The sequence below is a fragment of the Streptomyces sp. NPDC006879 genome, from assembly GCF_042869595.1.
Taxonomy (GTDB): Bacteria; Actinomycetota; Actinomycetes; order Streptomycetales; family Streptomycetaceae; genus Streptomyces.
This window is the reverse complement of record NZ_JBIAGC010000001.1, coordinates 83510-98251: the sequence shown is the minus strand read 5'-3', so window position 1 is coordinate 98251 and position 14742 is coordinate 83510. Positions and strand designations below refer to the sequence as shown.

Below are 14742 nucleotides of genomic sequence, written 5' to 3'. Positions count from 1 at the left end.
ATGGCCACCCGCACACCCGCCCCCACCCGTCCCGTCATCCTGCTCATCGGGCACGGCATGGTGGGCCAGCGCTACCTGGAGGCGCTCGCCGAACACGGGGTGCCCGAACGCGCCCGCGTCGTCGTACTGTGCGAGGAGCCCCGGCCTGCCTATGACCGCGTGCATCTCACCTCGTACTTTTCCAAGAGCACGCCCGAGGACCTGTCCGTCACTCCGGACGGCTTCTTGGAGCAACACGGCATCGAGATCCACCTCGACGATCCGGCCATCGCGATCGACCGCGATCTCCGGAGCGTGACGTCCCGATCTGGCCGTGTCTTCCGTTACGACACCCTCGTACTGGCCACGGGCTCTTCGCCCTTCGTACCGCCGGTCCCCGGCAGGGAAGCGCCCGGCTGTTTCGTCTACCGGACCATCGAGGACGTACGCGCCATCGAGGAATACGCGAAGGGCCGTACTCGGGGGGCCGTGGTCGGCGGCGGGCTGCTCGGACTGGAGGCGGCAGGCGCCCTGCAAGGCCTCGGACTGGGCACCCGGGTAGTCGAGTTCGCCCCCCGGTTGATGCCGGTGCAGGTCGACCAGGGTGGTGGTGCGGCCCTCCTGCGCACCATCGAGGGCATGGGGCTGAGCGTGCACACCGGGGTGGGCACGGAGGAGGTGCTCACCGGAGCGGACGGTTCGGTCAACGGGATGCGCCTGTCGGACGGGGCGACGGTCGACACCGATCTGGTCGTCTTCTCGGCGGGTGTCCGGCCCCGTGACCAGTTGGCCCGGGACTGCGGTCTTGCCGTCGGCGAGCGAGGCGGCATCGTGGTGGACGCGCACTGCCGTACCTCCGACCCGGACGTCTACGCGATCGGCGAGTGTGCCCTGGCGTGCGACGGCCGGGTGTACGGCCTGGTCGCCCCGGGCTACGAGATGGCCCTCACGGCAGCAGCCGCGTACGCGCAGGAGGCCGCACCCACCGGGGCGGGGGGCGGGCGCCAGTTCACCGGTGCGGACCTCTCTACCAAGCTCAAACTGCTGGGCGTGGACGTGGCCTCCTTCGGCGATGCGCACGGGACCACCAAAGGCAGCCTGGACGTGGTCTATTCCGATTCCCGGTCCGGGATCTACAAGAAGCTCGTGATGGCCTCCGACGGCCGACTGCTGGGGGGCGTCCTGGTCGGCGAGGCTGACGCCTACGCCCTGTTGCGCCCGCTCACCGGTTCCGTTCCGCCGGCCGCCCCCGAACAACTGGTGCTGCCGGCCGGGGCCGGTGCGCCCGCCGCCCTCGGGCCGTCCTCCCTTCCCGACGAGGCGGTCATCTGCTCCTGTCACAACGTGACCAAGAAGGCCATCGCCGCCTGCACGGACCTTCCCCAGGTCAAGAAGTGCACGAAGGCCGGCACCGGTTGTGGCAGTTGCCTGAAGGTGATCGGCCAACTCCTGCCGGCTCCGGCGGACGAGGGGCTGTGCGGGTGCTTCGGCTACACCCGGGCCGAGCTCTACGAGATCGTCCGCACCCTGCGCATCACCTCCTACGCCCAACTGTTGGACAGCCACGGCCGCGCCCCGGCCCGCGGCGGCGAGGGCTGTGAGATCTGCAAGCCAGCCGTGGCGTCGGTGCTCGCCTCGCTCGCGCCGTCCATCGGCGCAGCCGGCTACGTCCTGGACGGCGAGCAGTCGGCCCTCCAGGACACCAACGACCATCACCTGGCCAATATGCAGCGCAATGGCTCGTACTCGGTGGTCCCCCGCATCCCCGGCGGTGAGATCACCCCCGAGAGGCTGATTGTCATCGGCGAGGTCGCCCGTGACTTCGGGCTGTACACCAAGATCACCGGCGGGCAGCGGATCGACCTCTTCGGGGCCCGCATCGACCAGCTCCCGGCGATCTGGAGTCGGCTGGTCGACGCCGGCTTCGAGTCCGGCCACGCCTACGGGAAGGCACTGCGGACGGTGAAATCCTGCGTGGGACGGACCTGGTGCCGCTACGGGGTGCAGGACAGCGTGCGGATGGCCATCGATCTGGAGTTGCGCTACCGCGGACTGCGGGCCCCGCACAAGCTGAAGTCCGCGGTCTCCGGCTGCGCACGCGAGTGCGCTGAGGCGCAGAGCAAGGACTTCGGCGTCATCGCCACGGCCCAGGGCTGGAACCTGTACGTCGGTGGAAACGGCGGCGCCACACCCCGCCATGCGGACCTGCTGGCGCAGGACCTGAGCGACGAGGAACTGGTGCGGCTCATCGACCGGTTCCTGATGTTCTACATCCGCACCGCCGACCGCTTGGAACGCACGGCCGCTTGGCTGCAACGACTGGAGGGCGGACTGGAGCACCTGCGCGATGTGATCGTGCGGGACTCGCTCGGTCTGTGCGCGGAGTTGGAGGCCATGATGGCCGACCACGTGTCCCACTACCGTGACGAATGGGCGGAGACTCTGAGGGACCCGGATCGGCTGCGCCGCTTCGAGTCCTTCGTGAACGCCCCGGGGGCACCGGATCCGACCGTCCGCTTCGTCCCCGAACGCGACCAGGTCAAACCCGATCTGGAGATCCTCACGCTCAGGCCGCTCGAAGGGAGCTCAGCGCGATGACCTTGGAACTCTGCATGGACGACGACTGGTTCGCGGTATGTGAGGTGACTTGTCTCACGCCGGGCCGCGGGGTGGCGGCCCTCCTCCCCGACGGCACCCAGGCCGCGCTCTTCATGGACCGGTCCGGTCGGGCGTATGCCATCGGCAACCAGGACCCCTTCACCGGAGCGCAGGTCCTCTCCCGCGGTCTGCTGGGGTCCCTCGCCGGACGTCCGTTCGTCGCCTCGCCGCTACTCAAGCAGCGGTTCGACCTGCAGTCGGGACGCTGCCTGGATGATGAGGAGGTGGCGGTGCGGACCTTTCGGATCCGCACCAGCACCGCCGTCTGAAGGCGCCGCCCCGGTCAGCTCTGAGCGGATTCGCCCTGGAGCACTGCCGGGTCCATCCACATGACCTCCCAGTTGTGACCGTCGAGGTCCTCGAAAGCCCGGCCGTACATGAATCCGTGGTCGCTGGCGGGGCGCAGCTCGGCACCGCCGGCGGCCAGCGCCTTCTCTGCGAGTTCGTCCACCTCGGCACGGCTCTCGGCGCTGAGGCAGAGCAGAGCCTCAGTGGTGGCAGCGGTGTCCGCGATGTCCTTGTCGGTGAAGTCCGCGAACCGCTTGTGCGTGAGCAGCATGACGAAGATCGAATCGCTGATCACCATGGATGCGGCGTTGTCGTCGGTGAACTGGGGGTTGAAGGTGTAGCCGAGCTTGCCCCAGAAGTCCTTGGCGGCGTCCAGGTCCTTGACCGGCAGGTTGACGAAGATCTTCGTGGCCATGGTGCCTCTTCCTCTCGTTGCCCGCCCCGAGGCGGTGCTTTCAAGGGGTAGACCGCCGTGCCCGGCACAACTCATCGCGATCCGGCGAACTTTTTCAGGAGCTTCCCCACGACCGTCCTCCTGCCGCCCACCCGTCCAGGGGAGCGCCCTTCCCGCACCCGCACGGCCATCGCCAAGTCGACGCACGTTGACCTGTCGTCAGTCCCCGTCCTCCGGGTTCCTCGGCGCACCACGGCCCGGCGCCGTCCGGCTCCGAGGCCTGCACCTCGCGGACAGCACCTACGAACTCGCCTACGAAGATTCGCTGGTGGCCGGGGGAAGAGCCCCAGCGACGGCGTGGACAACGTCACCGGGTCCAGCTACGGAGACCTACGGCGCGCAGGGTGGCAGCGATCTGGAGATCTGTGGATCACCCAGAACGAGGTGGTGGCGCCGCCCTTCCTCAAGGTGCTCGGCCAGTCCTCCTCCGAGTGGTCGTCCAGGAACACGGTTCAGGAGCCCGCTTTGAGCAATGCGGCACCGAGCGGGGTGACCGTGTGGAGTACGGCGTTCCCGTGCCGCAGGGTGGTCACCAGCCCGGCCTCACGCATCACACAGGCGTGTTGGCTCGCGCTGGCCAGCGACACCCCGGCTCGACGGGCGAGCTCACTGGTGGTGGCACCGTCACCGATGGCCCGCAGCACCACCGAGCGGGTATGTCCCACCAGCTTCCCCAGGCCGCGCAGTCCGTCGCGCGCGCGGCTCGGCTCGGCACCGACCGGCGAGGACGCGTGCTGGGCCGGGTAGACGAGCACCGGCGAGAGTCCCGGATCGTGGAGGGTCACCGCGGTGCGGCGGCAGAAGAAGGAAGGCTGTAGGAGCAGACCCCGCCCGCCGAGTTGGACATCGCGGTCGACCGGATAGTCACACTCCAGGACCGGCGGATTCCACCGCAACATCGGTGGCAAGGAGGCAAGGAGTTCGTCGGCGCCACCGTCGAGGACCGCTCGGCCGCGAGCGGCTCGCTCAGCCTCGACCTGCGCTTGGATGCGCGCCCAGTAAGGCTCGACCGCCGCACGGTGGTAAGCCCTCAGCACGCTCGCCAGCCGGGCCAGGGCGGGCCCCTGCCCGTCGGCTATCTCCCGCAGCCGGGTAGGCTGTTCCTGCTCGGTGGTCAGCAGCGCCAGTTCGGCGCGCAGTCGCTGCGGGCGTGTCTCCCGTAGCGCATCGAGCCCGGCGTCCATCCCGTACTGTCCCTCCATCGGGGTCAGAAAGTCCGGGAAATAACCCCTGCTGGGTATCAATGCACCCAGCAGCCTTGTTTCACCGTTCAACCGGGTACGCGATTCTGTACGCCATTCACCAAACAGCCGAGCATCGCGCCGGTCCCTTATTCGGTGAAAGCTCAGAATGGTTTCCCACAACGCGTCGGGTCTCCCCGCCATCCGTACCCGTGCTAGGTCCACTCCAGTGAAATGGATGCGCAGCACCGAACCCCCACACCTGTGCACTCGCAATGCCCCCGCCCCATGAGTATGCACGCCATCACAGGCCGTCACCACGCCCTTTCAGCCACAGTTGAAACGCCTTTCGTCATCGCCCGGGCAAGCGAAATGCTGTACTCCGCCGGGCACACTCCGGGGCGACCGGAAACGCTCCGCGAAGGCCGTGGGGGGCTTTGCGGGGCCTGGCGGTCGGTCGACTCGGGAAGCGTCGACGTGTCTGGCAGATTGACAGGAGGCGACGGGCGGGTGGGGATCCGCCCGTCGCCTTCTGCTTGAAGTGCCCGAAGTGCTTGAATTCCGGCAGAAATTAAGCGGATACACGCCAGTAACCTCACACAAATGACGTATTCGCGTGTACTGCCGACGTCGCACGGAAGCCATGCAGGCCACCCGAACGCACCGGAGCCGTCGTCGGCCCCGGTGAGGGTTCGGGTAGACCGACGACGGCTCCGGAGTCTGTGGTTAAGCCGGACTCGGCGGCCCCGTCCAGGCTCAGCGACTGTCGGACCCCTTAGCGGCAGCCGCCGCGCGACCGGCCTCAAGTCGGGCGACCGGGATGCGGAACGGCGAGCAGGAGACGTAGTCCAGGCCCACCTCGTGGAAGAAGTGCACCGACTCGGGGTCACCCCCGTGCTCACCGCAGATACCGAGCTTCAGGTCGGGACGGGTGGCCCGGCCTGCTGCGGCGGCGCTCCGCACGAGCGAGCCCACACCATCCTTGTCGATGGTCTCGAACGGCGAGACCCCGAAGATGCCCTTCTCCAGGTACGCGGTGAAGAAGCTCGCCTCCACATCGTCCCGTGAGAAGCCCCACACGGTCTGGGTCAGGTCGTTGGTACCGAACGAGAAGAACTGTGCGGCTTCCGCGATCTGACCGGCCGTGAGCGCGGCACGAGGCAGTTCGATCATCGTGCCGATGGTCAGCTTCAGGGAGGTCCCGGTCGCGGCCTCCACCTCGGCGATGACCTGGTCCGCCTCCTCTCGCACGATCTCCAGCTCCTGGACGGTACCGACCAACGGGATCATGATCTCGGCGCGCGGGTCACCCTTGGCGTTCTTGCGCTCCGCCGCGGCCTCGGCGATCGCGCGGACCTGCATGGCGAACAGCCCCGGAATGACCAGGCCCAGCCGCACCCCGCGCAGCCCCAACATCGGATTCTGCTCGTGCAGCTTGTGAACCGCCTGGAGCAGACGCAGATCGTTCTCGTTGGCGTCCTTGCGGGATTCCGCGAGGGCCACCCGGACCGACAGTTCGGTGATGTCGGGCAGGAACTCGTGCAGCGGCGGGTCGAGCAGCCGCACCGTGACCGGCAGCCCGTCCATGGCCTCGAACAGCTCGACGAAGTCCTTCTTCTGAAGCGGCAGCAGGGCACTGAGCGCCGACTCCCGTTCCGTGTCCGTGTCGGCGAGGATCAGTCGCTCGACCATCTCGCGGCGCTCGCCGAGGAACATGTGCTCGGTGCGGCACAGGCCGATGCCCTGGGCCCCGAAGCGACGCGCACGCAGCGCGTCCTCGGCGTTGTCGGCGTTGGCGCGCACCCGGAGGCGGCGCACCCGGTCCGCGTAGGCCATCACACGATGAACGGCTTGGACCAGCTCGTCGGCATCGTCGGCGCCGGCGTGCATGCGGCCCTCGAAGTACTCGACGACCGGGGAGGGCACGACAGGGACCTCGCCGAGGTACACCTTGCCGGTGGACCCGTCGATCGAGACGACGTCGCCCTCCTCGATGACGGTCCCGTTGACCGTCATCCGGCGACGCTTGGTGTCGACCTCCAACTCCTCGGCGCCACAGACACAGGTCTTGCCCATTCCTCGGGCGACGACCGCGGCATGCGAGGTCTTCCCGCCGCGGGAGGTCAAGATGCCCTCGGCCGCGATCATCCCGTCGAGGTCGTCGGGGTTGGTCTCGCGGCGGATCAAGATGACCTTCTCACCCGAGCGGGACCATTTGACGGCGGTGTAGGAGTCGAAGACCGCCTTGCCGACCGCCGCGCCAGGGGAGGCGGCGATGCCGCGACCGAGCTTCTCGACCTTGGCGGACTCGTCGAAGCGGGGGAACATCAGCTGGGCGAGCTGGGCGCCGGTGACCCGCTGGAGGGCCTCGGCCTCGTCGATCAGCCCCTGGTCGACGAGCTGGGTGGCGATCCGGAAGGCAGCGCCCGCGGTGCGCTTGCCCACCCGGGTCTGGAGCATCCAGAGCTGGCCGCGCTCGATGGTGAACTCGATGTCGCACAGGTCCTTGTAGTGCGTCTCAAGCGTCTCCATGATCGACATGAGCTGGTCGTACGACTTCTTGTCGATCTGCTCCAGATCGGCGAGCGGCACCGTGTTGCGGATGCCGGCGACGACGTCCTCGCCCTGCGCGTTCTGCAGGTAGTCGCCGTAGACGCCCTGGTGGCCGCTGGCGGGGTCGCGGGTGAAGGCGACTCCCGTGCCGGAGTCTGGCCCGAGGTTGCCGAAGACCATGGAGCAGATGTTGACAGCGGTACCGAGGTCGCCGGGGATGCGCTCCTGTCGGCGGTAGAGCTTGGCACGGTCGCCGTTCCACGAATCGAAGACGGCGCGGACTGCGAGATCCATCTGCTCGCGCGGGTCCTGCGGGAAGTCACGGCCGGCTTCCCTGGCGACGATCTTCTTGAAGTGCTTGACGAGCTTCTTGAGGTCAGCGGCATCGAGGTCGGTGTCCACCGTGACCTTCTTGGCCGCCTTGGCCTCGTCCAGAGCGTCCTCGAAGAGCTCTCCGTCGACGCCGAGCACCGTCTTGCCGAACATCTGGACGAGGCGGCGGTAGGAGTCCCAGGCGAAGCGCTCGTCGCCGGACTGCTGAGCCAGCCCCTGCACCGATTCGTCGGAGAGGCCGATGTTCAGCACCGTGTCCATCATGCCGGGCATGGAGAACTTGGCGCCGGAGCGTACGGATACCAGCAGGGGGTCGTCGGACTGCCCGAGTCGCTTGCCCATCCTCCCCTCCAGGGCGTCGAGGTGGGCGCTGACCTCGGCGCGCAGCGCGTCGGGCTCTTCGCCCGATTCGAGGTAGACCCGGCAGGCCTCGGTGGTGATGGTGAAGCCGGGAGGGACCGGCAGGCCGAGGTTGGTCATCTCGGCGAGGTTGGCGCCCTTGCCGCCGAGGAGGTCCTTGAGGTCCCGGTTGCCCTCGGTGAAGTCGTAGACGAACTTCTGCTCTTTGTTCTCCGACACGGGTCTCGACTCCTTGAGGACTCGGTGGCTGCCCTGACGGCGAGGAACATACCCAGATCGAAGGCATCTGGGTACGTCCACTTGGTCGTCATGGGACTGCAACCACCCATCCGCCAGTAGATCGAAAGTAACTCAACGGTAGCCATGCAGAGGCGGAAGGCTTCACCTCCCGAAGGGTGCAGGTGCCCAAGTGACCCATTGCCGCTCACTTGAGCGATGATCGATACAATTGTTTTCAAGTCTTGAACACTCAAAGGGTGGCACCCAGTGCCACCCTTTGAGAAGTGCATCGGAGAATTCCGCGCTCATCTGAGCGCAAGCCCTCGCATGCGTGGCGCATATCACGCCGCTCGTTCAGCCTCCGGACGTATCCAGTTCGGCTTCCTCGCCCACTCCGGCACAGTCGTAGGGGTCCCGCAGCCAACCGTCCGGAAGCACCACGCGGTTGTTTCCCGACGTGCGACCGCGCGGACCGTCCGCCCCGACCGGCCACGGCTGATCCAGGTCCAACTCGCTCAGATGAGCGTCCAACTCGGCCAGCGAAGAAGTCACCGCCAACTTCCGACGCAGCTCGGAGCCGACGGAGAAGCCCTTCAGGTACCAAGCGACGTGCTTGCGGAAGTCGATCACCCCACGCGTCTCGTCACCGATCCACTCCCCCAGCAGCCGCGCATGACGCAGCATGGCCGTCGCGACCTCGCGCATGCCCGGAGCAGTACGCTCCGGGTTCCCCTCGAAGGCTGCGACCAGATCCGCGAAGAGCCAGGGCCTGCCGAGGCAGCCACGGCCGACCACCACTCCGTCGCAGCCCGTCTCCCGCACCATCCGCAGCGCGTCCTCGGCGCACCAGATGTCGCCGTTGCCCAGCACTGGAATCTCCGGGACGTGTTCCTTGAGCCGGGCGATGGCCTCCCAGTCGGCGGTGCCCCCATAGTGCTGAGCAGTGGTGCGGCCGTGCAGGGCTATGGCGGTGACGCCTTCCTCGACGGCGATCCTGCCCGCATCGAGGTACGTGAGGTGGTCCTCGTCGATGCCCTTGCGCATCTTCATGGTGACCGGCAGATCACCGGCACCACAGACCGCCTCGCGCAGGATGGCCCGCAGCAGCGGACGCTTGTAGGGCAGGGCCGACCCCCCGCCCTTGCGCGTGACCTTGGGGACCGGGCAGCCAAAGTTCAAGTCGATGTGGTCGGCCAGGTCCTCCTCCACGATCATCCGAACGGCCTTACCGACGGTTGCGGGATCGACTCCGTACAGCTGGATCGAGCGGGGGGTCTCACTCGGGTCGAAATGGATCAGCTGCATCGTCTTCTCGTTGCGCTCGACCAGCGCCCTCGTAGTGATCATCTCGCTGACGAACAGACCCTTGCCCCCGCTGAATTCACGGCACAGGGTGCGGAACGGAGCATTGGTGATGCCGGCCATGGGGGCGAGCACGACCGGCGGCTGCACCTGGTGCGGGCCGATCATGAGGGCCTGGGGAAGCGTGGACGGGGCGAGCGTGCTCATCCCGCCATTGTCGCATCGTGCTGCGGTGTCCATGGGTTGGTCGTACTGTCCGACCATGGCTGAGCTCGGTAACCGGCAACGCTTCGTGGTCCTGGCGATCTGCTGCATGAGCCTTCTCATCGTCAGCATCGACAACACGGCACTCAACGTCGCCCTGCCCTCGATACGTCGGGAGCTCGGGGCCAGCGTCTCGGGGATGCAGTGGACCATCGACGCCTACACCCTCACTCTCGCCTCGCTGCTGATGCTCTCCGGCTCCACCGCGGACCGGATCGGCCGGCGCAAGGTGTTCACCGCGGGCCTGGTGATCTTCGTCCTCGCCTCGCTGCTCTGCTCCGTGGCGCCGAACCTGGAGTCCCTGGTGGCTTTCCGGGCCCTCCAAGGCGTGGGCGGCTCGATGCTTAACCCGGTGGCGATGTCGATCATCACCAACACCTTCACGGATCCCGCCCAGCGCGCCCGGGCGATCGGCGTATGGGGCGGGGTGATCGGGATCTCCATGGCCGCCGGTCCGCTCGTCGGTGGACTGCTGGTGGACACCCTCGGCTGGCGGTCCATCTTCTGGATCAACCTGCCGATCGGACTCGTCGCCCTCATCTTGACCTGGCGGTTCATCCCCGAGTCGAAGGCTCCGCGCCCCAGGCGCCCGGACCCCGTGGGACAACTGCTGGTAATGGCTCTGCTCGCCTCGGTCACATACGGGATCATCGAGGCGCACGCAGCGGGTTTCGGCTCGGTCCTCATCCTCGGGTGCGCCACCACCGCACTCCTCGCCCTTATCGCGCTCATCCGCTACGAGAGACGCCACCCGGAGCCGCTGATCGACCCTCGGTTCTTCACCAGCGCGCCCTTCAGCGGCGCTGTGGTGATCGCGATCTGTGCCTTCTCCGCTCTCGGTGGCTTCCTCTTCCTCAACACGATCTACCTTCAGGAGGTTCGTGGGCTCTCGGCGATGAACGCCGGTCTGTACATGCTGCCGATGGCCGGGCTGACGCTGGTGCTCGCCCCGCTTTCGGGCCGCGTGGTCGGAAGCCGCGGTCCGCGCGGGCCGTTGCTGGTCGCCGGCGCGGGTATCGCATCCAGCGGTCTGCTGTTCGCCCTCCTGACCGCGGAGACCTCCACCCCCCTGCTGTTTACCGGATACGTGCTATTCGGCATCGGCTTCGGGGTGGTGAACGCTCCAATCACCAATACGGCCGTGACCGGGATGCCCAGGGCCCAGGCCGGGGTCGCCGCCGCTGTCGCTTCGACGAGTCGCCAGACCGGCCAGACCCTCGGAGTCGCACTGATCGGCGCGATCCTGGCAGCCGGGGTGCACTCCGGAGGCGTCGCGCAGGAGTTCACCACGGCGGCGCAACCCGCCTACTGGGTCATCACCGGCTGCGGGCTGCTCGTACTGGTCATGGGCGCTGTCACCACCGGTGCCTGGGGACAACGCACAGCGGCCCGGACCAGCGCCAAGTTCGAGACCCCGAAGCCTCCCACCCTGATAACGAGTGACAGATATTGAAATCTGTCACTCGTCATGCCATGCTGTCTCCATGACTCCCGACGACCGCACCCTCGGCAGTACCGGCCCCACCGTCTCCGCCCTCGGCCTCGGCTGCATGGGCATGTCCGCCCTGTACGGCGAGAGCGACCGCGCCGAGTCCATCGCCACCATCCATGCCGCCCTGGAGGCCGGCATCACCCTCCTGGACACGGGTGACTTCTACGGCATGGGCCACAACGAACTACTGATCCGCGAAGCACTGCAAACGGCCCCGGCGGCCAGTCGGAGCAAGGCGCTCACCAGCGTCAAATTCGGCGCCCTGCGCACGGTCGAGGGGGGCTTCACCGGCTACGACGGCCACCCGGCGGCCGTACGGAACTTCCTGGCCTACTCGCTCCAAAGGCTCGGACTCGACCATATCGACATCTATCGAATCGCCCGAGTGGACCCTGACGTCCCGATCGAAGAAACCATCGGGGCGATGGCCGAGGCGGTCCAGGCCGGCCACATTCGACACATCGGTCTCTCCGAAGTCGGCGCGCACACCATGCGCCGGGCGGCGGCGGTAGCCCCCATCTCGGACCTACAGATCGAATATTCGCTGCTCTCCCGTGGCATAGAGGCGGAGATTTTGCCCACAGCACGGGAGCTGGGCATCGGGATCACCGCATACGGAGTGCTCTCCCGTGGCCTGATCAGTGGCCACTTCACGCGCGACCGGCAACTCTCGGCCGGAGACTTCCGTGGGATGAGCCCCCGCTTCCAAGGCGAGAACCTGCACCACAACCTCGACCTCGTCGACGCACTTCGAAAGGTCGCTACTGCCAACGGAGCCTCGGTCGCGCAGATAGCCATCGCCTGGGTACTCGCCCAGAATGCGCGCCGCGGCCTGGGCATCGTGCCTCTGATCGGAGCCCGTCGAAGGGACCGGCTGGCGGAGGCACTCAGTGCCCTCGACCTCTACCTGGACGACGCCACTCTCGCAGAGATCGAGACAGCCATACCGGCAGGGTCGGCAGCCGGTGAGCGCTACCCCCAGGCGCAGATGGCCCACCTCGACAGCGAGCACTGATCGCCCGGTACCGTCGTGTCATGCCCGCTGAAGCCCTGACACCCGAGCGCATCCTCGAAGCGACGGAGGACGTCCTGCGACGCTACGGCCCGGCGAAAGCCACCGTCGTCGACGTCGCACGCGCCCTAGGGGTGAGCCACGGCAGCGTGTACCGCCACTTCGCCAGCAAGGCGGCGCTGCGCGAGGCCGTAACCAACCGGTGGCTGGGGCGGACGGTCGTGCAGTTGGAGCGGATCACGGAGGGCAGCCTGGATCCGCAGCGCAAGCTCCACGACTGGTTGGCGGCACTCTTCGAGGCCAAACGACACAAGGCCGGCGATGACCCGGAACTCTTCGCCACATACACGGTGCTTCTGGCCGAGAACAGTTCGGTGGTGGAGGCACACCTGGCCGAGTTGGTCGAGCAACTCGGCGAGATCGTGGGTGAGGGTGTGACTGCGGGAGCATTCCAAGCACCGGATGTGGCGTCCACAGCCCGGGCAATCTTCGATGCCACCGGTCGGTTCCACGACCCCCAGTACGCGGCCGAATGGTCGCGCCCCGAGATCGGCGCCGAGTTCGAGGCCGTCGCCAGCCTCGTGGTCCGCGGGTTGCGGGCCTGATCTCTTCACCCAACGAGCGCCGCCAACTGCTGGGCTGGAGTGCCCTGGAGCCTGGCCGCCGCCCACCGTCCCGGATGGGTTCCTGGCCACAGCGGGCTCTGCCAGGGGAACCTCGTGCCTGAAGCCTTCGCACCAACGCTACGCACTACCGAGCCCACCGGCTCAAAGGCAGCAACCGTGCCGGGTAGGACGTTCACCCTTGGTTTCAACGTCGCCGCTCCGATCCTCACCTACCACGCACTCACCGATCACAGCTGTAGCAAGTTCGCCGCCCTGATCACCAGACGCGCCGCCTGTGCTGGACAACCTCATCCATCTCGTCTGGCGTCGGAAGCTGGACGAGTTCGCCCTGGTCACCTCGCGATCCTGACGATCACGGCCGCGGTTTCCCCGGCGGGCACCCACACCGCCCGCGCTTTCGCGTCGCGACTGAGGCCAAGGCTGAGCGGGCAGGCGCACGCGGCGGGCCGGACACCACAGACTCCCCCGCTCTTGCAGTGCGTACAAGCACCATTGGTCCGGCGCGCAGTTGTGCACGCCGGACCAATGATCGTCACAGGGCTCCGGGACCGCGCTGGATCAGCACCGAACCCGGCAGGGTCAGGACCGAGGCTCAGCAGCCGAGGAGACGGCCACCGAGGTAGGACTGAATCTGGTCCAGCGAGACCCGCTCCTGCTTCATCGTGTCGCGCTCGCGCACGGTCACCGCGTTGTCGTCGAGCGTGTCGAAGTCAACGGTGACGCAGAACGGGGTGCCGATCTCGTCCTGACGACGGTAGCGGCGACCGATGGCGCCCGCGTCATCGAACTCGATGTTCCAGTTCTTACGCAGGTCCGTCGCCAGGCCCTTGGCCTTCGGCGAAAGCTGCGGGTTCCGGGAGAGCGGCAGCACGGCGACCTTGACCGGAGCCAGACGCGGGTCAAGGCGCATCACGGTGCGCTTCTCCATGACGCCCTTGGCGTTCGGGGCCTCGTCCTCGATGTATGCGTCGAGCATGAAGGCGAGCATCGCGCGGTTCACACCGGCCGCGGGCTCGATCACGTACGGCGTCCAGCGCTCCCCGGCCTCCTGGTCAAAGTACGACAGGTCCTGGCCGGAGGCTTCCGAGTGGGACTTCAGGTCGAAGTCGGTGCGGTTGGCCACGCCCTCCAGCTCGGAGAACTCACTGCCACCGAAGTTGAAGCGGTACTCGATGTCCGCGGTGCGCTTCGAGTAGTGGGAGAGCTTCTCCTTCGGGTGGTCGTACCAGCGGATGTTCTCCTCGCGCAGACCGAGGTCGCGGTACCAGTTCCAGCGCTGCTCCATCCAGTACTCGTGCCACTGCTCGTCCTCACCCGGCTTGACGAAGAACTCCATCTCCATCTGCTCGAACTCGCGGGTGCGGAAGATGAAGTTGCCCGGAGTGATCTCGTTCCGGAAGGACTTACCCATCTGCGCGATGCCGAACGGCGGCTTCTTACGGGAAGTCTGCTGCACCTGGGCGAAGTTGGTGAAGATGCCCTGGGCGGTCTCGGGGCGCAGGTAGGCCTTGGAGCCGGTGTCCTGGGTGGGGCCAAGGTGGGTCTCCAGCATGCCGGAGAACTGCTTGGGCTCGGTGAACTGGCCCTTGTTGCCGCAGTTGGGGCAGTTGATATCGGCAAGGCCGTTCTCGGGGAGGCGGCCGTGCTTGGCCTCGTACGCCTCCTCCAGGTGGTCGGCGCGGTGGCGCTTGTGGCATGCGGTGCACTCGGTAAGCGGGTCCGAGAAGGTGGCGACGTGACCGGAGGCCACCCACACCTCGGGGGCCAGGATCACGGAGGAGTCGATACCGACGACATCCTCGCGGGAGGTGACCATCGCGCGCCACCACTGGCGCTTGATGTTCTCCTTGAGCTCGACACCCAGCGGCCCGTAGTCCCAGGCGGCACGCTGACCACCGTAGATCTCGCTGCACGGGTAGACGAAGCCACGGCGCTTGCTGAGGCTGACGATGGTCTCGATCTTGTCGGCCACGGTGCTCTCTTCATTACGAGGACGAACGGCGAATGCTTCAGATTACCGG

The 14742-nt window shown here is 67.2% G+C and carries 10 protein-coding genes; 5 read left to right on the top strand and 5 right to left on the bottom strand.

Annotated elements, in window-relative coordinates; translation table 11 throughout:
* The gene (gene nirB / locus ACFYMC_RS00450) at positions 1-2577 is read left to right on the top strand and encodes a nitrite reductase large subunit NirB (protein ID WP_388516544.1); all 2577 of its coding nucleotides are present in this window, start codon (positions 1-3) and stop codon (positions 2575-2577) included.
* The gene (nirD, locus tag ACFYMC_RS00445; protein ID WP_388516542.1) at positions 2574-2906 is read left to right on the top strand and encodes a nitrite reductase small subunit NirD; all 333 of its coding nucleotides are present in this window, start codon (positions 2574-2576) and stop codon (positions 2904-2906) included. Before nirB ends, nirD begins: the two co-directional genes overlap by 4 nt.
* 14 nt (positions 2907-2920) lie before the next feature.
* Here nirD and ACFYMC_RS00440 read toward each other — a convergent pair whose 3' ends face one another.
* From ACFYMC_RS00440 to dusB, 4 genes are all read right to left on the bottom strand, one after another.
* A complete protein-coding gene (locus ACFYMC_RS00440; RefSeq protein ID WP_388516539.1) occupies positions 2921-3340 on the bottom strand; it encodes a VOC family protein in 420 nt (139 codons plus the stop codon).
* 491 nt (positions 3341-3831) lie between these two features.
* Positions 3832-4809, bottom strand: a complete 978-nt coding sequence (locus ACFYMC_RS00435; RefSeq protein WP_388516536.1) for a helix-turn-helix domain-containing protein — start codon at positions 4807-4809, stop codon at positions 3832-3834.
* A 507-nt stretch (positions 4810-5316) separates the two neighbouring features.
* Positions 5317-8025, bottom strand: a complete 2709-nt coding sequence (gene ppdK, locus ACFYMC_RS00430) for a pyruvate, phosphate dikinase (RefSeq protein ID WP_388516533.1) — start codon at positions 8023-8025, stop codon at positions 5317-5319.
* A 354-nt stretch (positions 8026-8379) separates the two neighbouring features.
* Complete coding sequence (dusB, locus tag ACFYMC_RS00425) at positions 8380-9534, bottom strand: tRNA dihydrouridine synthase DusB (protein ID WP_388516530.1); 1155 nt, start codon at positions 9532-9534, stop codon at positions 8380-8382.
* A gap of 55 nt (positions 9535-9589) precedes the next feature.
* Here dusB and ACFYMC_RS00420 point away from each other — a divergent pair, with 55 nt between their 5' ends.
* Genes ACFYMC_RS00420 through ACFYMC_RS00410 form a run of 3 tightly spaced genes read left to right on the top strand, consistent with a single transcriptional unit; the run spans position 9590 to position 12700 of the window.
* Complete coding sequence (locus ACFYMC_RS00420) at positions 9590-11044, top strand: MFS transporter (RefSeq protein WP_388516527.1); 1455 nt, start codon at positions 9590-9592, stop codon at positions 11042-11044.
* Between the two features lie 31 nt (positions 11045-11075).
* Positions 11076-12098, top strand: coding sequence for an aldo/keto reductase (locus ACFYMC_RS00415; RefSeq protein WP_388516524.1), 1023 nt, complete (start codon positions 11076-11078; stop codon positions 12096-12098).
* 20 nt (positions 12099-12118) lie between these two features.
* Positions 12119-12700, top strand: a complete 582-nt coding sequence (locus ACFYMC_RS00410) for a TetR family transcriptional regulator (RefSeq protein ID WP_388516521.1) — start codon at positions 12119-12121, stop codon at positions 12698-12700.
* A 613-nt stretch (positions 12701-13313) separates the two neighbouring features.
* Here ACFYMC_RS00410 and ACFYMC_RS00405 read toward each other — a convergent pair.
* Complete coding sequence (locus ACFYMC_RS00405; protein ID WP_388516519.1) at positions 13314-14693, bottom strand: glycine--tRNA ligase; 1380 nt, start codon at positions 14691-14693, stop codon at positions 13314-13316.
* Between the last annotated feature and the right edge of the window lie 49 nt (positions 14694-14742).